Raw genomic sequence first — 21,069 nt, 5'->3', positions numbered from 1 at the left:
GTGGATGAGGGTGCTGTTCCACAGGCGTATCTGGCTGGTTTCCGCTATCCGCGCCGCGACCGCCGCGATGATCGGCTTGGAGAGGATGCGGCGGACGGTGTCGTCCTCGTAGAAGATGTAGTCGTTGTGCCGGTGCACATCGCCCTTCTCCGGCTCCCAGTAGGCCAGCCGGGGCGGCCTGACCGGCAGGGTCCGGTCCCGGTGGCCGGCGTAGAAGCGGTCGGCCGCGGAGTCCAGCAGGTCGACCTCCTCGTCGGTCAGCAGCTTCTTCGACAGGTACCAGCCGTGCTCCTGGTAGAACATCACCTCGTCGTCGGAGGGCAGCAGCTCCTGCTCGGCGGCGGTCAGGGTGAAGCGGGTGTCGTTCTTCGACATGTCGGTCATGCCAGTTCCCTCTCGTCGGTGGTGAGGTGGTATGCGGGGTCGGTGGAACGGTGGAGCAGGTCCGGGGCGATCGTGTCGAGGCGGGGCCGGCCGGTCAGCGCCATCGCTTCCTCCAGCTCCGACCGGAGGGTGGACAGCACCCGTTCGACCCCGGTCGCGCCGTCGACGGCGAGTCCCCACAGGACGGGGCGGCCGACCAGCACCGCGCGGGCCCCGAGCGCCAGTGCCTTGAGTACGTCCGTGCCGCGGCGGATGCCTCCGTCGACGAGCACCTCGCACCGGCCCTGGACGGCCGCGACCACTTCCGGCAGCGCCTCCAACGCCGGGACCGCGCCGTCGAGTTGACGGCCCCCGTGGGTGGAGACGATCAGCCCGGCCACGCCGAGCTCGGCCGCCCGCCGGGCGTCCTCCGCGGTGAGCACGCCCTTGAGCACCAGGGGCAGGGCCGTCAGGGAGCGCACCCAGGCCAGGTCCTCCCAGGTGAACGCGGCATCGTGGTGCTGGAAGGCGTGGGCGGCGAGGGTGGAGCTGCCGGAACGGCCCTGGTGCAGTCCGGCCTGCTCGCCGTCGTCGAGGTTGGCGGGCCGCACGTGCGACGGCAGGCCGAAGCCGTTGCGCAGGTCCCGCTCCCGGCGCGCCATCCGCGGGGTGTCGACGGTGATCACCAGGGCCTGGTAGCCGGCGGCCTCGGCCCGGCGCACCAGGGACTCGGTGATCTCCCTGCGGCGCATCACGTACAGCTGGAGCCAGAGCGGTCCGGTGGCGGCCCGGGCGGTCTCCTCCAGCGTCTCGCTCGCGAAGGTGCTGGCGATGGTGAGCGCGCCCACCTTGCCGGCCGCACGGGCGGTGGCGGTCTCGCCGTCCGGGTGGACCAGTCGGTGGTAGGCCATGGGCGCGACGCCCACGGGGAACTCCACGGGCCGGCCGAGCAGTGTGGTGCCCAGCTCGCACTGGGAGACGTCGACCAGGGCCCGTGGGCGCAGCCGGTAGCGGCCGTACGCCGCGCGCTCCTCGCGCAGCGTCACCTCGTCACCGCTGCCGCCCGCGATGTAGTCCCACACGGGCCGGTCGAGCCGGGCCCGGGCCGCCGCCTCGTAGTCCTGCGGGGACAGCAGGACGTCCGGCCGGGCGTCGTGCGGTCCGGTCTCTCCGGTCACCTCCGCGGTCACCCGCCGACCCGTGCCGCGGCACCGGCCGGAACGGCGTTCTCGGCGCGCTCGCGCTCGACGGCCTCGTAGAGGGCCTTGATGTTGCCGCTGCCGAAGGTGCGGGCCTCCAGCCGCTGGATCAGCTCGAAGAACACCGTCCGGCGGGCATAGGGGGACCGGGTGAACACCTGGACCAGCTGGCCCCATTCGTCCCGGTCGGCCAGCAGGCCATGCTCCTGGAGGATCGCCGGGTCGATGTCGACCTCGATGCCGCGCTCGGCCAGCGTGGCGTAGTAGCCGGCCGGCGTGGACAGCAACTCCACGCCGGAGCTGCGGAGTTCGCGTGCGGCGCGGACGATGTCGTCGGTGGCGTAGGCCACGTGCTGCACGCCGGGGCCGTCGAACCCGTCCAGGAAGTCGTTGAGCTGTCCCCGGTTTCCGGTGGGGTCGGGTTCCACCATGGTGAAGGTGATGCCCCGGGTCTCGTCCTGGACGACCTTCGAGGCCATCGCCTGGCCGCCGACGACGATGTACTCGTCGTAGGTGTGCTTCAGGCCCAGGGTCCGCCGGTAGAAGTCGACCATGGTGTCCAGCGAACCGGGGCGCAGGCAGAAGGCCAGGTGGTCGACGGAGCGCAGCAGCTCGGGGCCCGGCGCCGGTCCGTCGGTGATGGGGAGGTACCGCTGGGGGAGGAAGGGGCCTGACGGGTCGTCACGCTGGACGAAACTGTGCACCAGGTCGTTGGTCGCGGCGATGGTGGCGCGTATGACCCGGCCGGTGCCGTCCTCGAACGTCTCGGGCTCGGCGACCGGGTCCGCCCCCGCGGCCACCGCCCGCTCGAAGTCGGCGACCGCGTCGGTGGACCGCACGGCAACGTCCCGGACGCCGTCGCCGTGCTTGCGCACGAAGTGCGATGCGGCGTGGTCGGCGTGCAGGGCGGAGGTCAGTACGAGGCGGACCCCGCCGTGGGCCAGGACCAGCGAACGGGCGCCGGCGAAGCCGGTGAGCGGGCCCGCCTCGGCCACCACCCGGAATCCGTAGGTGCTGGAGTAGTAGTGGGACGCCTGGTTGACGTCGCCGACGAAGAACTCGACATGGTCGATGGAGTGGGCGGTCACACTGGTCCAATCTCTCGTTCGGGAGGGTGCCAGGACACGCCGAACCGCCCCGCGGGCAGTGCGCTGCGAGGGGGCACCGCGAGGTCATTGCACGGGGATCGCTGCTGCCCCCGCCGCCTCGGCGAGGGCGTGGAACACGTAACAGGTCGAGGTGGCGCCGGGGTCCTGGTGGCCGATGCTGCGCAGGCCCAGGTACGAGGCCCGGCCCTTCCTGGCCTGTAGCGGGATGGTGGCGCGCATACCGTCTTCGGCGGCGCGGGCCGCAGCGCGTGCGGAGGTGGGGAAGTCGGCGCCGGCGTCCGCGGCGTCCCGGAAGGCGCTGACCGCGGGGGAGTAGGCGTCGACCATGGTCTTGTCGCCGGGCACGGCCGCGCCCAGTTGCTGCATCGTGGCGAGCGCCGCGGTGAGGCCGGCGGCGAATCGACGGGCGTCGACCTGCGGCGCGGTGCCGAGGGCCTTCCCGAGGGACCGGAACGCGCCGCCGTACAGCGGGCCGGAGGCGCCGCCGACCACGGAGATGAGGGAGTTGCCCGCCGTCACCAGTGCTTCGCCGACCGAGGTCGGGGGGTGTGACGGGTCGTCGAGCGCGGCGCGCACCGCGGCGAAGCCGCGGGCCATGTTGGCCCCGTGGTCACCGTCGCCGATGGCCGAGTCGAGCTCGGTGAGGTGGTCCTGATGCCGGTTCATGGCCGTGCTGACGTGCCGGAGCCAGTCGAGGACGAGGGAACGGTCCACCGCTTCCCCGCCAGGCGCATCAGCACGGCGCGGTAAGTTGTCGAGCTCCCTCTCAGGATCCCGCATGGCAGGTGCTCCTTCGATCCCCCGTGCCGCGGCCATGGGCGGCAGATGACCAACGCATTACCGAAAGCTGTTCGGCATTACCGAATGCCACAAGAAGCAAAACGCAGGGACCCCGGTCGCGTCAAGACTTTCCGGCACAGTGGTCCCACGGGTAACGGAACCGGGGGTGAACGAGCGGCTCCGCGAGGCGAGTTGGTGAACCGTCGGTGAACCCCGGCGTGCCGTCGGCACGCGCTCAGCCGCAGGCGTGCAACCCCGCGTTCCGCGGCGCACCGAGATCGCGCGACAGGCTGCGGGCGACCTCGCGGACCGCGATGGCGCACTCCTGACGTGCGGTGTCGGTCAGCAGCCGCTCGACCGGGCCGACCAGGCCCAGGCCGCCGACCACCTCGCCGGTGCGGTCGAACACGGGCGCCGCGATCCCCGCGTCGCCGAGCGTCAACTCCTGGTCGTCCAGCGCGTAGCCGGTCTCCCGCACTCGGTCCAGCTGGGTCTCCAGCCGCGTCGGGTCGTCCACGCTGGAGCCGGTGACCCGTTGCAGCTCGCCCGCCAGGAGTTCGGTACGTCGTTCGGCGGGCAGGAAGGCCGCGATCGCCTTGCCCAGGGCGCAGGCGTTCCAGGGCAGGCTGGCCCCCGTCTCCAGGGTCTGTACCGACCCCCCGGGCCGGAACGCGTGGTGGATGACCAGCACCTGGCCCTCCGTCAACACACCCACCCAGACCGCGGCGCCGGCCTGCGCCGCGAGCCGGTCGGCCCAGTTCACCGCGCGGGTGCGCAGCTCGTGCGAGTCCAGGTAGGCGTTGCCGAGGGTCACCAGCCCCGGCCCCAACTGGTACTTGCCGGTCTCGCGGTCCTGGACGACCATCCCCTCCGCCTCCAGCGTGCGCAGCAGGGCGTGGACGGTCGGCTTGGCGATCCCGATGCGGTCGGCCAGTTCCGTCACCCCCAAACGCGGTGTCGCCGTGGCGAGTTCCCGCAGTACCTGGATCGCCCTGTGCACGGCCTGGACCATGAACAACTCCTTGTTCGGTATTGCTGAACGGCGTTCCGAACCATAGGGTCCTTGTTCATGACACCGCTGGTTGGCATCGTACTTGTGTCGCACCGCGCGGAGATCGCTCTCGGAGTGCGCTCCCTGGTGGGGGAGTTGGCCTGCGGGGGCGTCACCGTGGTCGCGGCCGGCGGCACCGAGGACGGTCGTACCGGGACGAGCTACGCCCGCATCCTGGGCGCCCTGCGCACCGCCGCCACGGACGCCGGTGTGCTGGTCCTGTCGGACCTGGGCAGCTCGGTGCTCACCGCCCGCCTCGTACTGGAGGACCACCCCGGCATCCATGCCGCCCTGGCCGACGCCCCGTTCGTCGAAGGGGCCGTCGCGGCCGCCGTCGCCGCCGCGACCGGCGCCGCGCTGCCCACGGTCGTCAAGGCCGCGGAGGAGGCCCGCCACATCAGCAAGTTCTGAGCGCGTGCACCCGGACGGGGCCGGTGACCAACAGCACACGTACTGATCAGTAGCGTCACCGTGCCGCGGGCCTAAAGTGAGGCCGGACGCCGTCGCCCGGACACCCGGCGACGGCCCCGCACCCCTCGATCCGACCAGGGAGACTGCATGCGCTCTCCGAAGGACTTCTTCCGCCCGTTGGCCGTCGGCGCCCCGACGCCGGTGCGTGAAGTACCTTTCCGGCCGTCCCGGATGATCCACTTCTTCGACCCGGGCAACGAGAAGATGGCGGCCAAGGTCCCCGCCATCGCCCCCACCGTGGACGTACTGCTCGGCAACCTTGAGGACGCCGTCGCAGCGGACCGCAAGGAGGCGGCCCGGTCGGGCCTGGTGAAGATCGCCACGTCCACGGACTTCGGCGACACCCAGCTGTGGACCCGGATCAACAGCCTGGACTCGCCCTGGGCGCTCGACGACCTGCTCACGCTGGTCACCGAGATCGGTGACAAGCTCGACGTGATCATGGTGCCGAAGGTGGAGGGCGCCGAGGACATCCACTACGTCGACCGGCTGCTCGCCCAGCTGGAGGCCAAGGCGCGGATCGACCGGCCCATCCTGGTGCACGCCATCCTGGAGACCGCCACCGGCGTCGCCAACGTCGAGGAGATCGCCGGCGCCAGCCCCCGGATGCAGGGCATCTCCCTCGGCCCCGCCGACCTGGCCGCCAGCCGCCGGATGAAGACCACCCGCGTGGGCGGCGGCCACCCCGGATACCTCGTCCGCGAGGACCCGCACGGTCCGGACGGCGCCGCCCCGCGGGCCACCTTCCAGCAGGACCTGTGGCACTACACCCTCGCGCGGATGGTCGACGCCTGCGCGGCGCACGGCATCCTCCCGTACTACGGGCCGTTCGGCGACATCAAGGACACCACCGCCTGCGAGGACCAGTTCCGCAACGCCTTCCTGCTCGGCTGCGTCGGAGCCTGGAGCCTGCACCCGGTGCAGATCGACATCGCCAAGCGGGTCTTCTCGCCCGCCCCGGCCGACGTGGCGTGGGCCCGCAGGGTCATCGACGCCATGGGCGACGGCACCGGCGCAGTGATGATCGACGGCAAGATGCAGGACGACGCCACGTACAAGCAGTGCCAGGTGGTCGCCCAGCTCGCGGACGCCCTCGCCGCCCGTGACCCCGAACTGCGCGACGCCTACGCCGCGGCGGAATCCCAGCAGAGCCAGGTCCAGCAGAACAAGGAGTAACACCGATGTCCGACGCGACCCTGCGGCCGCGCCGCTCCGTGCTCTACATGCCGGGCGCCAACGAACGCGCCCTGGAGAAGGCCAAGTCCATCCCCGCCGACGCCCTCATCCTCGACCTTGAGGACGCCGTCGCCCCCGACGCCAAGACCGACGCCCGCAAGCGGGTCGCGGCCGCAGCGGCCTCCGGCGAGTACGGCTACCGCGAGGTGACGATCCGGATCAACGCGCCGGGCACCGCCTGGCACGCCGACGACCTCCGGGCCGCCGCCGAGGCCGGCCCGGACGCCGTCGTCGTGCCCAAGGTGGAGTCCGCCGACACCGTTCGGGAGGTCGAGCGCGCCCTGGAGGCGGCCGGCGCCCCGGACCGCACGGCCATCTGGGCGATGGTGGAGACCCCGCGGGCCATGCTGGACGCCCGGGCGGTGGCCGCCGCCAGTGAACGGCTCACCGTGCTGGTGATGGGCACCAACGACCTGGCCAAGGAGCTCCACGCCGAGCACGTCCCCGGCCGGGCCCCGCTGCTGACCGGGCTGTCGCTGGCGCTGCTGGCGGCCCGCGAGTCCGGCAAGGCGATTCTGGACGGCGTCTACAACGACGTGAAGAACGCCGAGGGCTTCGAGGCCGAATGCGTGCAGGGGCGGCAGTTCGGCTTCGACGGGAAGACCCTGATCCACCCCTCCCAGGTCGAGCCGTGCAACCGGGTGTTCGCCCCGTCCGGCGAGCAGATCGAGCGCTCGCAGAAGATCATCGCAGCGTTCGAGGAGGCCACCCGTGAGGGCCGCGGCGTCGTCACCGTCGACGGTCGGCTGATCGAGAACCTGCACGTGGAGGACGCCCGGCGGATCCTCGCCCTCGCCGAGGCGGTCGCCGACCGGTGAGTGTGCGGGCCTGACCCGGCCTCCCGGGAACGATGCGTGATGCCTGGTGCGGGAACCCGCACCAGGCATCCGCCACACCGCGTCCACCCACGACGGCGGTACCCGCATTCGGGCCCCTCCGGTCGTCCCACCGCACCCGCCGCCGCAGGATCGTCCTGACGACACGACGAGCGGCACGCGCGGGAGAGGTGCGATGGGCGACGGCGCCGAGCACGACGGACAGCGCCACGGCGACCCGGCACACCGCGGCGCGCCCGGATCCGGCGGACTGGACCGCCGACACTTCCTCGGTGCCGCCGCCGCGGGCGTCGCCGTCGGCATGACCGCCGGCTGCGACACCACCGCGGGCCGGAGCCCCGCCTCCGGCCCGGCGGACACCCGGGATGCCGACCTCGCCGCGGAGCGCCGACGGCCGGGCGACCCCGACTGGCGGATCCGCTCGACCGGCCCGCCAGACGCCGTCCAGGGCTACACCGACCGGGTCAGCGTCCTGCCCGGCGAGGAGTTCGGACTCCACGTCTCGACCACCGCACCCGGCTTCCGCGTCTCGGCCTACCGGGTCGGCTGGTACGGCGGCGCCCAGGCCCGATTGGTGTGGTGCTCGAAGAGGCTGCCGGGACGGGCCCAGGGCGCCCCGCACCTGCTGCCCGAGACCCGCACCGTACGCGCTGCCTGGCCGCGCACCCTCGCGGTGGACACCGACGGCTGGCCCCCGGGCGCCTACCTTCTCCGGCTGGACGCGGACCACGGTCACCAGCGCTACGTCCCCCTGATCGTCCGCTCCCGCACCACAGCGGGCCACACCGTCCTCATGCACGCGGTGACGACCTGGCAGGCGTACAACCGGTGGGGCGGCTCCAACCTCTACGAGGGCGAGGACGGCGGCTACGCCACCCGCTCACTGGCCGTCAGCTTCGACCGGCCCTACGACGCCGACGGTGCCGAGAAGTTCATGGTCTACGAGCGTGCCCTGGTGGTGCTCGCGGAACGCCTCGGCATCCCGCTGGCGTACACCACGGGCGTGGACGTCCACCTCGCCCCGTCGGCGCTGCACGGCGCCACGGCGGCGCTCTCGCTCGGCCACGACGAGTACTGGACCCCGCAACAGCGCCGGCACGTCACCCAGGCCCGGGACGCCGGCACCAACCTGGCCTTCCTCGGCGCCAACGCCTGCTTCCGCCGGGTCAGACTGGAGCCCGGCCCGTCCGGCGGCATCCGTACCGTGGTCTGCTACAAGACCGCCTACCAGGACGACCCGTACTTCGCCGACCACCGGGACCAGCCGACCCACGACTTCCGTGAACCGCCCGGCGCCGCCCCCGAGTCCTCCCTCACCGGCGTCTTCTACGAGGGCTATCCCACCGATGCCCCCTACGTCGTCCACAGCGCGGACCACTGGCTCTTCACCGGTACCGGAGCCCGCCACGGCGAGTCCTTCGACCATCTCGTGGGGGTGGAGTACGACCGGGTCACCCCCGAGGCGCCCACCCCCTCGGCACTGGAGATCATCGCCCACTCCCCGCTGGTCTGCGCGGGCCGCCGCAGCCACGCGGACTCCGCCTACTACACGGTGCCGAGCGGAGCCGGGGTCTTCGCCTCCGGGACGATGCGCTGGGTGGAGGGCCTCATGGCGGGGCAGCGGGACTGCGGTCGCGACCACGGCATGGACGCCCGGACCGGATCGTTCGTCACCCGCACCACGGAGAACCTGCTCCACGCCTTCGCTCAGGGGCCGGCCGCCCGCGCCCGGCCCGCGCCGAGGGCCAACGTACTCCGCGTGTACGGAAGTTGAGGAGTTCGCGACGAGGGGGGCGAGCGCGGTCGTCCCCCCTCGGTGCGGCGTCAGGCCCGCCGGACGAGGAGTTCGGTGTTGCGGTCCGCCGCGGTGCCCGCCATCTCCTCGTGGACGCCGCCACCCGTCCTGGCGGCGAGGCCGGGAGCGTTGTAGGCGAGCTCGCGGTAGAGGGAGGCCAGTCCGACCGCGGAGAGGTCGTCGAAGTCCGCCCGGTACGGGGCGGCGGACTCGACGAGGGTGGTGAACAGGGACAGCGTGCCGTCGTGGTTGTCGACGAGTTCGAGGAGCCGTGCGTGCTGCGGGTAGTCCACGTGGGAGGCGGTGTTGACCTCCCAGAAGGAACGGGCCGGTGTCGGGTGGGCGTGCGGGGTGATGCGATTGACGTGGCTGTGTCCGTTGATCCACGCCACCACGTTCGGGAACCGGTTCAGCAGCGCGATCACCTCCGCGCCGTCGTGCCGGGTCTCGTCGGTGCGCGCCGCGTCGGGGCGCCGCGTCATGCTCGGGCTGTGGTGGTGGCTGAAGACGAGGAGGTGCGCGTCATCGGCGGCGGGGTTGCGCACGAGCCGGCCGTCCGCGTCGTAGTGGAGCGTGCTGTGCGCGGCCAGGGTCCGCTCCAGCCACCGGAGTTGTTCGGTTCCGAGCGAGCCCTCGTAGTGGCCGCTGCGGTAGGTGGTGTCGATGCTGATGCCGATGACGCCGTCCGCGATGGGGAAGGTGTAGTACATCCGCTCGCCGTCCAGGTTGTTCTCGGTGTAGCCGTGCCCGATCGGGCCCGCGCCGGCATGGGCCGGGTCGAGGTGCGCCCGGAGGTAGTCGTGCGGGGTGGCCATGCGGCGGCGCTCGTCGGGGGTCACGCTCCGGGCCCGGCGGGCGTTGCGGTGCAGGATCTCCTTCAGCACCGTGCTCTTGGGGTCGTCGCCGGAATCCAGCACCTTGGCGAAGGCGGCCACATCGGAGTCCGGCACGGAGAACACCTTGCGCGCCCCGGTGATGTAGTCCCTCAGGAAGGGGTCCTGCGGGGCCAGGCAACCACCCGGCAGGTCGTCGTGGTTGCCGGGCGTCGAGTACCACGGGATGCGCAGGCCGGGGCTGGTGACGGGGCGGATCGCGGCCTGGAGGAATCCGGGTATCCGCGGTAGCCCGCGCAGCTTGTCCTGGTCGCGCAGGGCGGCGTCGGGGTGCCAGTACAGCGGGAGGCCGCAGTTCTGCACGCCCTCGTAGGAGGTCGGGTCGCCGGTGTTGGGCGTGATCCGGCCGCCGCTCATCAGCGTGAGGAACCACTCCAGTTCCACCATGGAGTGGTTGTCGATGTTGTCGCCCGTGGACATCACGAAGGCCGGGGGACGGCCGGTGTGCGGTCCGCCGCCGAGCGCGTTGACCTGTTCCACGAGCGAGACCGCGCCCGCCACCGACAGCGCCTCCTGGCCCCGCCAGGATCCGGGCGACCCGGCACGCAGGTACTCGGTCCGCAACGGGCTCTGGACGTCGGTCACATGGAGGTCGGTGACCTGGACGAAGCAGGCCAGCGCGGTCCGCCGGTCCTGGCGCCCGTTGCGCGCGGCGGCGAGGTCGCCCCGTACGACCAGGGGCCATCCGGGGCCGGAGGTGAGGTGCCGGTAGCTGCCGCTGCCGGTGAGCCGTGCGGTGGTCTGGAGCGTGGTGGCTCCGTACGGTGCGGCGCGCCCCACGACGGGGCGTACGGCTGCCGCGCCGGCGTCGGCCGGCGGTTGGCCGGCGTTCGCCTGCGCGCCGCCGAGGCGCTGGCGCGGGAGTGCGTAGGCGGCGCCGGTCGCGGCGACGGCGGCACCGGAAGTGAGGAGGAATCGACGGCGGTTGGTGGTGGCTTCGATGCCGGCCATGGGGCCCTCCGTGCGGTGCCGGGCGCGCCCGGCCACCGCGATGTCACCAATCGGAATTTCTCATTCCGAAGAGTGCGCGGTACGCGTGGCCGGCAGTTGAACGCGCCCGGAACGTGGCACGCCCATCCGCCGTCGGATCGGACCGGCCGCCGGGGCCGTGCGGGAGGCGGGACGATCACCCCGGCCGCACCAAAGAGAAATACCCCGGACCGAATTGACGGCCGGGGTATTTCTCTGCGTATATTGAGGGCTTCTGTGTCGACGAAGTCAAAACAAAAACCAACTCTTCATGTCGAAGAATATCCGAGCGGAGCTGAATTGTCAAACGAGGAATTGCGGCACGAGCAGGAATTCACCGATCTGCTCTACGAGCGCCTCGCCGAACTGCGCACCGCGGCCGCCAGAGCGGTGCGGTACGCCCTGCCGTCGGGCGGCAACAATGCCCAGGCGCGGCTGGAGCGCGATGTCATGGTGGCCGAACACAACGGCCTGATCGCCGCCTTCGACGCCGGGGAGAACGGCCTCTGCTTCGGCCGGCTGGCATTTCGCGACGGCCGCGATCACCACATCGGCCGGATCGGTATCCGACGCGACGACGCGGACCGCACGCCTCTCGTCCTCGACTGGCGCGCCGAGGTCGCCCGTCCCTTCTACCTCGCCACCGGCCACACCCCCATGGGGCTGCGCCGTCGGCGGCACATCACGACCGAGGGCCGACGGGTCACCGCCCTGCACGACGAGATCCTGGACCTCACCGACACCGAACGCACCGGGCACGAGGGCGCCGACGCGGACGCCGTGCTGCTCTCCGCGCTGGACGCGGCGCGCACCGGCCGCATGCACGACATCGTGCAGACCATCCAGGCCGAGCAGGACCGGATCATCCGCGCACCGCACCGCGGCGTGCTCGTGGTGGAGGGCGGACCCGGCACGGGCAAGACCGTCGTCGCCCTGCACCGCGCCGCCTACCTGCTCTATGCGCACCGCGAACTGCTGGCCCGCCGCGCCGTGCTGATCGTCGGCCCCAACCCGGCGTTCCTCAGCTATATCGAGGAGGTGCTGCCGGCGCTGGGCGAGACCGGGGTGCTGCTCGCCACGCTCGGCGAGCTCTACCCGGGCGTGACCGCGACCGGCACCGACACCGCCCGCGCCGCCGAGATCAAGGGCCGCCCGGAGATGGCGGAGGTGCTGGCGCGCTTCGTCCGCGACCAGCAGCGGCTGCCCGAACCGGTGACCGTGATCGACCACGAGGACGGCGAGCTGCGGCTGGACGCGGAGATGGCGTCCGAGGCACGGCGCCGGGCGCGGGAGACCGGGTTGCCGCACAACCTCGCCCGCCCCCACTTCGCCTTCCACATCATCGACGCCCTCACCGCGCAGTTGACCGAGCGGATCGGCGCCGACCCGTACGGCGGGCCGAACCTCCTCGGACCCGACGACATCGCCCAATTGGGGAAGGCGATCGCGGCCAGCGCGGACGTGCACGGCGCCATCGAGGAGTTGTGGCCGGCGCTCGCCCCCGAGGAGCTGGTCGCCGACTTCCTCGCCGACCCCGTCCATCTGCCCCGGGCCGATGCCGAGGCGATCCGTCGCCCTGGCGGTGCGTGGACGCCCGCCGACGTACCGCTGCTGGACGAGGCCGCCGAGCTGCTCGGCCACGACGACACCGCGGCCCGGGTCGCCGCCGAGGCCGAGCGCCAGCAGCGGATCGACTACGCACAGGGCGTGCTGGACCTCTCGTACGGCTCCCGCACCCAGGAGTTCGAGGACCGCGACGACGAGGACTCGGAGGTGTTGGCCGCCCACGACCTGGTCGACGCGGAGCAGCTCGCCGACCGGCACGAGGAGGCGGACCACCGCAGCGCCGCCGAACGCGCCGCGGGCGACCGAACCTGGGCCTTCGGCCACATCATCGTGGACGAGGCGCAGGAGCTGTCCGCGATGGCCTGGCGACTGCTGATGCGCCGCTGCCCGACCCGCTCGATGACCCTGGTCGGCGACCCGGCGCAGACCGCTGAGCCGGGCGGCTGCGGATCCTGGGAGGCGATCCTCGCGCCGTACGTCGACGACCGTTGGCAGCACGTCCGGCTGGGCGTCAACTACCGCACGCCGACCGAGATCATGGAGGTCGCGGCGCGGGTGCCGAGGGCCGCGGACTCGGCGTTCGCACCGCCGCGCTCGATCCGCTCCACCGGCGTACGCCCCTGGGCGCGCCGCACCGACGATCCGGCGGGCGCGGTGGCCGAGGCCGTCGCCCGGGAGCCCCAGGAGACCGGCCGCCTCGCGGTGATCGCCCCGCGGGCCCGCCACGAGGCGCTGGTGTCCGTTCTGCCGACCGCCTCCGCCGGGCCCTCCCCGGATCTGACCAGCCCGGTGGTGCTGCTCGATCCGCGGCAGGCCAAGGGGCTGGAGTTCGACACGGTGATCGTGGTGGAGCCCGAGGAGCTCGGGGCGAGCGACCTGTACGTGGCGCTCACCCGAGCCACGCAGCGGCTGGGCGTGATCCACACCCGGCCGCTGCCGGCGGCGCTGGAGACCCTGCTGCCGGTGGACGCCGCACCCGGCCGGTGACACACGGGGCCCGGGACGCCGCCGGTTCGCCCGCGGCGTCCGGCTCCCGCGGTCACCCCGCCGGCGTGCGCCGCGCGCACGCCCCGTATGTGCCCCGGCAGGCCCTCCGTCGGGGGCATGGACGCCGCCGCCCCTGGCAAGGCATCACCTCCGTTCCGACCCATGCCCTGTGCGAATCGGAGGTTCCGCATGCCGGGGAAGCACCGGATGCAGCAGCGCCGCACCCAGCACTGCACCCGTAGGACCGCGATCGCCGTCGCGGTCGGCATCGCCCTGTGCGCCGTGGGCCGCGACGCGGCGACCGCCACCCCCGCCCCCTCCCCACCGCCCGGTGGGTCCGCGGCGTCGGCCCCCGACCTCGACCTCGCCGACTCCGTGGACCAGGTCGTACAGCTGGTGAACGTGGCGCGGGCCGGGCACGGGTGTGCGCCGGTACGGCCGAACGCCGTCCTGCAACAGGCGGCGCAACGCCATGCGGACGACATGGCCGCCCGCCGCTTCTTCGACCACACCAACCCGGACGGCACCGATCCGGGGAAGCGGATCACCTCGGCTGGCTACTCCTGGTCCGCGTACGGCGAGAACATCGCCGTCGGCTGGCCGAACCCCTCCGCCGTCATGAAGGCCTGGATGAACAGCCCCGGCCACCGCGCCAACATCCTCGACTGCGGCCTGGCGGACATCGGCGTGGGCGTCCGGTCCGGGACCGGCGGGCCGTGGTGGACGCAGGACCTGGCTAGCCGAGGTTGAGCGCGGTGCGGAGGTCGACGGACCGGTCGAGGGTGGCGACGATCTCGGCCTGCAGCAGCGGCCGGCCACCGGTGAGGCACCGGGCGCCGAGGGCCGCGTTGATCCGGGCGGCGGCGGTCTGGGTGAGCGCGATGTCGAGGGTCGTGCGCAGCACGCCGGACCGGCTGTCGAGGACGGACCTGATGCCGGGGCGGGCGAAGGTGCCCAGGGTGAGGGGTGAGCGGTCGCCCGTCCCGGCACGCAGGGCGCCCTGACCGAAGCCGACGTCGAAGCGGGTGAGCCGGACGGTCCGCCGCGTCGTGCGGTGGGTCAGCGTCAACCCGCCGCCGGTGAGGTGGAGTTCGCCGCCGACCAGGCCTCCGCCGTTGGTGACCGCACCGTCCTCGATGCGCAGCTCCATGCCGTCCCCGGCGGGGGCCTGCGGAGCGGTCTCGGCGGCCGCGCCCGGGGCGCCGTCCGCGGCGACCTCCACGCCGGCGGAGGTGAGATCGGTCAGGAGGGCGGACGGCAGGCGGAAGCGGGCCGAGCCGTGCTCAACGGGCACCTCGGTGCTTCCGGCGGGCACGACGGTCCGGGCGGAAGTGGTCCGGGCCGAAGTGGTCCGGGCGTGCGAGGCGCTGCCGGGGGAGGGGGCTGCCGGGGAAGGGGCGGCGGCGAGGACGGCGGCCGCGAGCGCCAGGACGGCGGCTGTCGTGAGACGGCGAGCGTGCATGCGGATCCCTTTCGCTGTGCGGCCGAACCGGAGGGCCACGGCGCCTCGTGAGGATCGGGTGACGCTCCGCACCCATCATGAGGTCTCCGCTCGATGTCCGCCCTCCATGCCACACTCGCTCTCTCTTCTCGCATTTTGCGCGAAGTCCATGCCATTCTGATAAAAGAAGAAGCGTTGCGCCGTCCTTGCACATCCCAGCCCCAGGGAGCCGTGAGCCATGACCGCCACCTCCGCGATCCCCACGACCATGCGCGCCGCCGTACTGCACGAGCCCGGCCGGCTGAGCATCGAGGAACGTGCCGTCCCCGCCCCCGGCCCCGGAGAGGTCCTGGTACGGGTCGAGGCGGTCGGTACCTGCGGTTCCGACGTGCACTACTACCGGCACGGGCGCATCGGGGACTTCGTCGTACGGGAGCCGCTGGTGCTGGGCCACGAGGCGGCCGGCACGGTGGTCGCCTGTGGCCCGGGAACCGACGCCCGGCGGATCGGCCGGCGCGTCTCCATCGAACCCGGCACCCCCTGCGCCGGCTGCGGAGAGTGCCGCGCCGGCCGCTACAACCTCTGCCCGGACATGCGCTTCCTCGCCACTCCGCCGGTCGACGGCGCCTTCTGCGAATACCTGGCCGTGCACCAGGACTTCGCCCACGAGGTCCCCGACTCCCTGACCGTCGAAGAGGCCGCCCTGCTGGAACCGCTGTCGGTGGCCGTCTGGGCCTGCCGCAAGGCCAGGGTCGCCCCCGGCGACCGGGTCCTGGTCACCGGCGCGGGCCCCATCGGCCTGGTCGCCGCCCAGACGGCACGCGCCTTCGGCGCACGGGACGTGCTCGTCACCGACGTCCTCCCGCACCGCCTCGACCTCGCCCGGGCCGCCGGTGCCACCGCCCTCGACGTATCTCGCACACCGCTGCCCGAGGCGGGCTACACCCCCACCGTCCTCCTGGAGTGCTCCGGCGTTCCCGCGGTGAGCCGCGAGGCGATCCTCACGGTGGGCCGGGCCGGCCGGGTGGTGCTCGTCGGCATGGGCGGGGACGAGGTCCCGCTGCCGCTCGGCAGGGTGCAGCAGCACGAACTCGAACTGACCGGCACCTTCCGCTACGCACACACCTGGCCCGCCGCGACGGCGCTGGTGGCATCGGGTGCGGTCCGGCTCGACTCCCTGGTCTCGCACGGTTACGGTCTTGCCCAGGCCGAGCACGCACTGACCGTCGCCACCCGCGAGGCGACCGCCGTCAAGGCCGTCATCTATCCGCAGCGGTAGGCCGCGCCGCCGCTGTCCGACCGAAAAGGGGCGGCCCGATGGCTTCCGCACGGTCGTCGCTGGCCGAGGTCGACCGGCGACGCCAGGACGTACTGGCCCATGTCGTCGCACACGGTGAGGTCCGCATCGACGAACTGGCCCGGCACTTCGGGGTCAGCCTGGCGACCATGCACCGCGATCTGGACCAGCTCGCCGAACGCCGTCTGCTGCGCAAGGAGCGCGGCCGGGCCGCGCCGTTCCCCCACCTCACCATGGAGACCGCCACCCGCTTCCGCATCGGTGTCAACCGCACCGTGAAGGAGGCCCTGTGCGCCGCCGTCGCCGACGAGGTCCGGCCGGGCTGCACCGTCGTCCTGGACGACTCGACGACGGTCTTCCCGCTCGCGGCCCGGATCGCCCGTACCGAGGCGGTCAGCGTCATCACCAACTCCCTCGGCGTGGCCCGGCTGTTCGACGAGGCGCCGGGCGCCGAGGTCACCCTCCTCGGCGGGCGCTACCGCGGCGAGTTCGGCTCCTGCGTCGGCCCCGACGTCCTGCGCGCCCTCGGCCGCCTGCACGCCGACCTCGCGGTGATGTCGGCGGTGTCCGTGCTCGGCGGCCGGCTCTTCCACCCGGTGCGCGAGTACGCCGAGATCAAGGAAGCCGTGCTGGACTGCGCACAGCGGTCGCTGCTGCTGGTGGACCACACCAAGTTCGGCAAGGCCGCCACCCATTCCTACGGCGACATCACCCGCTTCGACCGGGTCGTCACCGACCGCGGAGCGCCGGCCGGGGAGGTGGCCGCACTGCACCGCCTGGGCGTGACCGTCGACGTGGTCGACGCCTGACCGCAGTCGACGCCCGACCGCAACGGAAGACGGCGACCGCCGTACGCCGGCACACCCGCCCGGCCATAATCACGCCATGTCGCTGCGAGGAACGGACGCCTACCAGGACGTCGACGCGTTGCCCGCCCTGGTCCAACGGGCCGTGCGGGCGGCCCGCCGCCACGGATTCGCCTACTCCTGTCGCCCCGAACAGGGCCGCCTGCTCCAGGTGTTGGCCGCCGGCGCCCGGCAGCGCATCGGCGAGACCGGCACCGGATGCGGAGTCGGCCTGGCCTGGCTGGCGTCCGGTGCGGCCGACGGCGTCCGGCTGCTCAGCGTCGAACGCGACCAGGAACGCGCCCGGGTCGCCGCCGAGGTGTTCCAGGACTGCGCGCACATCGACGTCATCCACGGCGACTGGGCAAAGATCGCCCCGCACGGCCCGTACGACGTGCTGGTGCTGGACGGCGGAGGGCAGGGCAAGGGCGATGCCGCCGCCGACCCCGCGCGGCTGCTGGCCCCCGGCGGCACGGTGGTGATCGACGACTTCACCCCGGCCACCACCTGGCCGCCGCGCTTCGACGGCGCACCCGACCTGCCCCGCCTGCACTGGCTGGACCACCCCGACCTGCGCGCCACCGAACTCCGCCTGGCCGCGGACCTCAGCGTCGTGGTCGGCACCCGGTTCCCCGACGCCTGAGACAGCCGCGCGCCGACCGAACGTCCCTCGTCCCGTGCGGAATCGAGCACGCCGCGCGCTCGACCCGTAGCGTCGTCGCGACGGTGGCAGGGGGCCACCGACGGCCACCGAAAGGGGAGCGGAAGCGTGGACTGGGGGACGCTGGTGGCGACGGTCAGCGGTGGTGTCATCGCGATCTCCGGCACCGTACTCGCCGACCATCTGCGAAGCCGGCACGAACGCGACCGCAGCAGCGAGGAACGGCGACGGGCGGTGTACATGGAGTTCATCGGCGCCGCCGGGGCGTGCCACGCACGGTTGCGGCGGATCGCCCGGGCCCCGGAGGCCGAGGTCGACCTCGACGCGGCCACCCGCGCGGCCCTGGACGACGCCGCCCTGCACGAAGTGCGCGAACGGCTCTTCATCGACGCGAGCACCGCCGTGGCCAGCGCCGGCCAGGCGATGTTCGAGCAACTGCGCGCCCTGCAACGCGCCGTGGCGGCCGGCGCCGCGCACAGCTCGCCCGCCTTCCACGACGCCTACCACCCCTACCTCGGAGCGGTCTGGGCCTACCGCGTCGCGGTCCGCGCGGAACTGGAGGGCCAGCCGCTGGCGCCGGTGGCGTTCGGCTGGGAGCAGTGGGACGCCAAGGACCGGTGCCCGATCTGCGCGACGGCCGGCACCACCGGGGCGTGAGCGGCGCCCTCGACGTGGGCCACCAGGCCCACCGCTCCGGGCACGGGGCCCTTGCGCAGGTGCGTCTCCAGGGTGTCGCGGAGGGTGTTCGTCATCGGTCCGCCTTCTTGGCGGTGTGGTCGCAGGAGGAGACTGCCGGCGCCCCATGCCCGCAGCGTGCCCGGATATCGGGCGGCGACTGCCATTTTCCGACAAACACCGTTTCCCGCAGGGACATCCGTTGACGCCGGGCCGGTCGCGATGTGATGGTACGGCGGCCTGGTCATGGACATGCCCCTCGCTCGCGGACATCCGACCCTCCTGCCGTGCACCACCCCCACCCGTTTGACCGGCAGGACGACGAGGCGCGGTCCCGGCCCGGCGTTCCACCAGAACCTCCCTCAGGAGAACTCGCTACCCCCTCAAGGAGCCATGGTGATACGAAGACTCGCGGTGGCCGGTGCATCCCTCGCCGTCACCCTCGCAGCGGCCCTGCTCGGCGCGGCCCCCACGGTCGCGGCCCTGCCGCAGGTGGCGCCGGCCACCCACCCGCACCCCGTCGCCGCCGTCGCGGCCGGCGACGCACCGGACATCGACGTGGCCAAGGTCCAGGCACACCTCACCGCGCTGAACGACATCGCGACCCGCAACGGCGGCACCCGCAAATCCAGCGGCCAGGGCTACCGGGACTCCGTCGCCTACGTCAAGAACAAGCTCCAAGCGGCCGGTTACACGGTCACCGAACAGCCCTGCACCTCCGGCTGTGCCACCGGAGCCGGCCCCAACCTGATCGCCGAATGGCCCAAGGGCGACACCGGCACGGTGTACATGTTCGGCTCCCACCTCGACAGCGTCGGTGCCGGGCCGGGCATCAACGACAACGGGTCCGGCTCGGCAGCCCTGCTGGAGACGGCGCTCACCCTCGCCCAGCAGAACCCCGACATGGCCGCCCGGGTCCGGTTCGGCTGGTGGACCGACGAGGAACAGGGCCTCAACGGCTCGGACTTCTACGTCAGGTCCCTGTCCGCCACCGAGCGCGCGAGGATCAAGGCCTACTACAACTTCGACATGATCGCCTCGACCAACGGCGGCTACTTCATCAACCACCTCGACTCCACCGCCGCCCAGCCGATGAAGGCGTACTGGGACTCGCTCAACCTCCAGCCGGAGGAGAACACCGAGGGCGCCGGCCGCTCCGACGACTACTCCTTCGAGCAGGCCGGCATCCCGACCTCCGGTTACGCGATGGGGGCCGGTGCCCGGAAGACCTCCGCACAGGCGACCAAGTGGGGCGGCACCGCCAACCGCGCCTACGACTCCTGCTACCACCAGTCCTGCGACACCACCGCCAACATCAACGGCACCGGACTGAACCGCAGCGTGGACGGCATCGCCTACACCCTCTGGAAGCTCGCTGTCGCCAACTCCACCCCGGCAAACGATTTCTCACTGGCCGTCACTCCGGGCTCCGGCGGCGTCGATCCGGGCGGATCGGCCACCGGCACGGTGTCCACGGCCACCACCAAGGGCGCCGCCCAGACCGTGCAGCTGGCGGCCTCCGGAGCCCCGGCCGGTGTGACCGTCTCCTTCAGCCCGGCCTCGGTGACCTCGGGCAACAGCTCCACCCTGACCGTCACCACCACACCGACCACCGCCCCCGGCAGCTATCCGCTCACGCTCACAGGCACCGGAACCGTCACCCACACCACGACCTTCACCCTGACGGTCAAGGGGACCGGGGCCTGCACCGGCCAACAGCTCCTCGCCAACGGCGGATTCGAGAACGGCACCGCACCCTGGACGGGTGACACCGGCACGATCGGCGCCCACTCCGGCCGGTCCGCGCACGGCGGCAGCAGCTTCGCCTGGCTCGGCGGCTACGGCTCCACCGCCACCGACACCCTCAGCCAGACCGTGACCGTGCCCTCCGGATGCAGCAAGGCCACCCTGACCTACTGGCTGCACATCGACACCGACGAAACCGACCGGACCGCCTACGACACCTTCCGCGTCAAGGTGGGCAACACCTCCCTGACGACCCTCTCCAACACCGACGCCGGCAACGGCTACACCCAGCACACCCTCGACCTGACCCGCTACCTCGGCCAGCAGATCACCCTGACCTTCACCGCCACCGAGGACGCCAGCCTCCAGACCAGCTTCGTCCTCGACGACGCGGCGCTGCACCTCGGCTGACCGCACCCCCAACTGCCCGGAGGGGCACCGCAACAGGCATCCGTGCCGACAGGTGCCCCTCCGGGCACGCACCCGCGCGAGGGGACCTACGGGAGCCGACGGGCCAGGACGTACCCGCGGCGGGTCTCGGCCTCCTGCGGGTAGTGTGTGCGCTCCATCCGCGCCTCCACGGCGAATCCCGCGGCCCGCAGTGGCTCGATGACGGTGTCGTCCTCGAAGAAACGGAAGTCGACGTCGACCTCGTGGCCCCACCACTCGGTGAGGTGCCGGACCTCGGTGCCGAGGTGGAAGGCGAGCAGGAGCAGCGCGGACGGCCGTAGCACGCGGTGCATCTCGGCGAACGCGGGCCGCAGCTCCGCGGGGTGGAGGTGGATGACGGAGTAGAGCGCGACGGCCGCGCCGAACTCGCCGTCCTCGGCGGGCAGATCGAGGAGGTCGCCCTCGCGGAACTCCGCCCCGGGGTGTGCCCGGCGGGCCAGCGCGACCATCTCCGGGGAGACGTCCACCCCGACCGGGCGGACCCCCCGCTCCGCGAGCCACGCCGCGACGTGCCCGGGCCCGCAGCCCAGGTCCGCCAACGGCGCGCCCGGCTCGTTCTGTTCGACGAGTGCGGCGAGCAGGGCGCGGTCCAGCGGCTTGTCCGCGAGCTCACCGCCGATGCGCCGGCGGTACTCCTCGGCGACGGCGTCGTAGCTCCGCCGCACCCGGTCGTGATCCCGTGCGTTGGACATGGGCCCA

18 protein-coding genes and 1 pseudogene are annotated in these 21,069 nt (G+C 72.6%); 11 read left to right on the top strand and 8 right to left on the bottom strand.

What is annotated here, in order from left to right; all coding sequences use genetic code 11:
• The 5 genes and pseudogenes from AB0C96_RS34555 to AB0C96_RS34535 all read right to left on the bottom strand — a co-directional run.
• A pseudogene (locus AB0C96_RS34555) lies at positions 1-384 on the bottom strand (phytanoyl-CoA dioxygenase family protein); the annotation flags it as partial.
• The gene (locus AB0C96_RS34550) at positions 381-1,541 is read right to left on the bottom strand and encodes an alpha-hydroxy acid oxidase (RefSeq protein ID WP_362923076.1); all 1,161 of its coding nucleotides are present in this window, start codon (positions 1,539-1,541) and stop codon (positions 381-383) included. The gene AB0C96_RS34550 and the pseudogene AB0C96_RS34555, both read right to left, overlap by 4 nt.
• Positions 1,542-1,549: 8 nt before the next feature.
• Positions 1,550-2,650 carry a 4-hydroxyphenylpyruvate dioxygenase gene (gene hppD, locus AB0C96_RS34545; RefSeq protein WP_362923074.1) on the bottom strand — a complete coding sequence of 367 codons (1,101 nt, stop codon included), beginning with the start codon at positions 2,648-2,650 and terminating at the stop codon, positions 1,550-1,552.
• A gap of 84 nt (positions 2,651-2,734) precedes the next feature.
• A complete protein-coding gene (gene dhaL / locus AB0C96_RS34540; protein WP_362923072.1) occupies positions 2,735-3,451 on the bottom strand; it encodes a dihydroxyacetone kinase subunit DhaL in 717 nt (238 codons plus the stop codon).
• 235 nt (positions 3,452-3,686) lie between these two features.
• Entirely contained in the window at positions 3,687-4,463 is a 777-nt protein-coding gene (locus tag AB0C96_RS34535) for an IclR family transcriptional regulator (RefSeq protein WP_362923070.1), read from the bottom strand.
• 57 nt (positions 4,464-4,520) lie between these two features.
• Here AB0C96_RS34535 and dhaM point away from each other — a divergent pair, with 57 nt between their 5' ends.
• The 4 genes from dhaM to AB0C96_RS34515 all read left to right on the top strand — a co-directional run bounded on the left by dhaM (position 4,521) and on the right by AB0C96_RS34515 (position 8,819).
• Positions 4,521-4,913 (top strand): dihydroxyacetone kinase phosphoryl donor subunit DhaM, encoded by a 393-nt coding sequence (gene dhaM, locus AB0C96_RS34530; protein WP_362923068.1) that lies wholly within the window; start codon positions 4,521-4,523, stop codon positions 4,911-4,913.
• 147 nt (positions 4,914-5,060) lie between these two features.
• Positions 5,061-6,149 carry a CoA ester lyase gene (locus AB0C96_RS34525; protein WP_362923067.1) on the top strand — a complete coding sequence of 363 codons (1,089 nt, stop codon included), beginning with the start codon at positions 5,061-5,063 and terminating at the stop codon, positions 6,147-6,149.
• 5 nt (positions 6,150-6,154) lie between these two features.
• Positions 6,155-7,027, top strand: coding sequence for a CoA ester lyase (locus AB0C96_RS34520; RefSeq protein WP_362923065.1), 873 nt, complete (start codon positions 6,155-6,157; stop codon positions 7,025-7,027).
• A gap of 193 nt (positions 7,028-7,220) precedes the next feature.
• Entirely contained in the window at positions 7,221-8,819 is a 1,599-nt protein-coding gene (locus AB0C96_RS34515; protein WP_362923063.1) for a N,N-dimethylformamidase beta subunit family domain-containing protein, read from the top strand.
• Between the two features lie 50 nt (positions 8,820-8,869).
• Here AB0C96_RS34515 and AB0C96_RS34510 read toward each other — a convergent pair whose 3' ends face one another.
• Positions 8,870-10,684, bottom strand: a complete 1,815-nt coding sequence (locus tag AB0C96_RS34510) for a TIGR03767 family metallophosphoesterase (protein ID WP_362923062.1) — start codon at positions 10,682-10,684, stop codon at positions 8,870-8,872.
• 318 nt (positions 10,685-11,002) lie between these two features.
• On the opposite strand from AB0C96_RS34510, the gene AB0C96_RS34505 reads away from it, so the two are divergent.
• Positions 11,003-13,255: an ATP-binding domain-containing protein gene (locus AB0C96_RS34505; protein WP_362923060.1), complete on the top strand. Its 2,253-nt coding sequence runs from the start codon at positions 11,003-11,005 to the stop codon at positions 13,253-13,255.
• A 189-nt stretch (positions 13,256-13,444) separates the two neighbouring features.
• Positions 13,445-14,005: a CAP domain-containing protein gene (locus tag AB0C96_RS34500; RefSeq protein WP_362923058.1), complete on the top strand. Its 561-nt coding sequence runs from the start codon at positions 13,445-13,447 to the stop codon at positions 14,003-14,005.
• On the opposite strand, the gene AB0C96_RS34495 is transcribed toward AB0C96_RS34500, so the two are convergent.
• On the bottom strand, positions 13,992-14,717 hold the full coding sequence (locus AB0C96_RS34495; RefSeq protein WP_362923057.1) for a hypothetical protein: 726 nt from the start codon (positions 14,715-14,717) through the stop codon (positions 13,992-13,994). The two genes, AB0C96_RS34500 and AB0C96_RS34495, sit on opposite strands and share 14 nt — an antisense overlap.
• 217 nt (positions 14,718-14,934) lie before the next feature.
• On the opposite strand from AB0C96_RS34495, the gene AB0C96_RS34490 reads away from it, so the two are divergent.
• The 5 genes from AB0C96_RS34490 (at position 14,935) to AB0C96_RS34470 (ending at position 20,331) form a co-directional block, all read left to right on the top strand.
• Entirely contained in the window at positions 14,935-15,975 is a 1,041-nt protein-coding gene (locus AB0C96_RS34490) for an NAD(P)-dependent alcohol dehydrogenase (protein ID WP_362923055.1), read from the top strand.
• A gap of 38 nt (positions 15,976-16,013) precedes the next feature.
• Positions 16,014-16,802, top strand: coding sequence for a DeoR/GlpR family DNA-binding transcription regulator (locus tag AB0C96_RS34485; protein ID WP_362923054.1), 789 nt, complete (start codon positions 16,014-16,016; stop codon positions 16,800-16,802).
• A gap of 76 nt (positions 16,803-16,878) precedes the next feature.
• Positions 16,879-17,481, top strand: coding sequence for a class I SAM-dependent methyltransferase (locus tag AB0C96_RS34480; protein ID WP_362923052.1), 603 nt, complete (start codon positions 16,879-16,881; stop codon positions 17,479-17,481).
• 126 nt (positions 17,482-17,607) lie between these two features.
• Positions 17,608-18,156: a CchlQ gene (locus AB0C96_RS34475; RefSeq protein ID WP_362923050.1), complete on the top strand. Its 549-nt coding sequence runs from the start codon at positions 17,608-17,610 to the stop codon at positions 18,154-18,156.
• A gap of 411 nt (positions 18,157-18,567) precedes the next feature.
• Positions 18,568-20,331 (top strand): M28 family peptidase, encoded by a 1,764-nt coding sequence (locus AB0C96_RS34470; protein WP_362923049.1) that lies wholly within the window; start codon positions 18,568-18,570, stop codon positions 20,329-20,331.
• An 86-nt stretch (positions 20,332-20,417) separates the two neighbouring features.
• Here the strand turns inward: AB0C96_RS34470 and AB0C96_RS34465 are convergent, their stop codons facing one another.
• Entirely contained in the window at positions 20,418-21,062 is a 645-nt protein-coding gene (locus tag AB0C96_RS34465; protein WP_362923048.1) for a methyltransferase domain-containing protein, read from the bottom strand.
• Positions 21,063-21,069 lie beyond the last annotated feature (7 nt).

The organism is Streptomyces sp. NPDC048506 (assembly GCF_040651315.1).
In the GTDB taxonomy this organism is placed as follows: Bacteria; Actinomycetota; Actinomycetes; order Streptomycetales; family Streptomycetaceae; genus Streptomyces.
Note: the sequence above shows the minus strand (reverse complement) of the source record. Positions and strands in the feature narration are given on the sequence as shown.

Coding starts and splice junctions, on each gene's coding strand:
- AB0C96_RS34485 (WP_362923054.1), top strand. CDS start 16,014: ATGGCTTCCGCACGGTCGTCGCTGGCCGAGGTCGACCGGCGACGCCAG.
- AB0C96_RS34500 (WP_362923058.1), top strand. CDS start 13,445: ATGCCGGGGAAGCACCGGATGCAGCAGCGCCGCACCCAGCACTGCACC.
- AB0C96_RS34535 (WP_362923070.1), bottom strand. CDS start 4,463: ATGGTCCAGGCCGTGCACAGGGCGATCCAGGTACTGCGGGAACTCGCC.
- dhaM (WP_362923068.1), top strand. CDS start 4,521: ATGACACCGCTGGTTGGCATCGTACTTGTGTCGCACCGCGCGGAGATC.
- dhaL (WP_362923072.1), bottom strand. CDS start 3,451: ATGCGGGATCCTGAGAGGGAGCTCGACAACTTACCGCGCCGTGCTGAT.
- AB0C96_RS34515 (WP_362923063.1), top strand. CDS start 7,221: ATGGGCGACGGCGCCGAGCACGACGGACAGCGCCACGGCGACCCGGCA.
- AB0C96_RS34490 (WP_362923055.1), top strand. CDS start 14,935: ATGACCGCCACCTCCGCGATCCCCACGACCATGCGCGCCGCCGTACTG.
- AB0C96_RS34480 (WP_362923052.1), top strand. CDS start 16,879: ATGTCGCTGCGAGGAACGGACGCCTACCAGGACGTCGACGCGTTGCCC.
- AB0C96_RS34525 (WP_362923067.1), top strand. CDS start 5,061: ATGCGCTCTCCGAAGGACTTCTTCCGCCCGTTGGCCGTCGGCGCCCCG.
- AB0C96_RS34520 (WP_362923065.1), top strand. CDS start 6,155: ATGTCCGACGCGACCCTGCGGCCGCGCCGCTCCGTGCTCTACATGCCG.
- AB0C96_RS34470 (WP_362923049.1), top strand. CDS start 18,568: ATGGTGATACGAAGACTCGCGGTGGCCGGTGCATCCCTCGCCGTCACC.
- AB0C96_RS34465 (WP_362923048.1), bottom strand. CDS start 21,062: ATGTCCAACGCACGGGATCACGACCGGGTGCGGCGGAGCTACGACGCC.
- AB0C96_RS34495 (WP_362923057.1), bottom strand. CDS start 14,717: ATGCACGCTCGCCGTCTCACGACAGCCGCCGTCCTGGCGCTCGCGGCC.
- AB0C96_RS34510 (WP_362923062.1), bottom strand. CDS start 10,684: ATGGCCGGCATCGAAGCCACCACCAACCGCCGTCGATTCCTCCTCACT.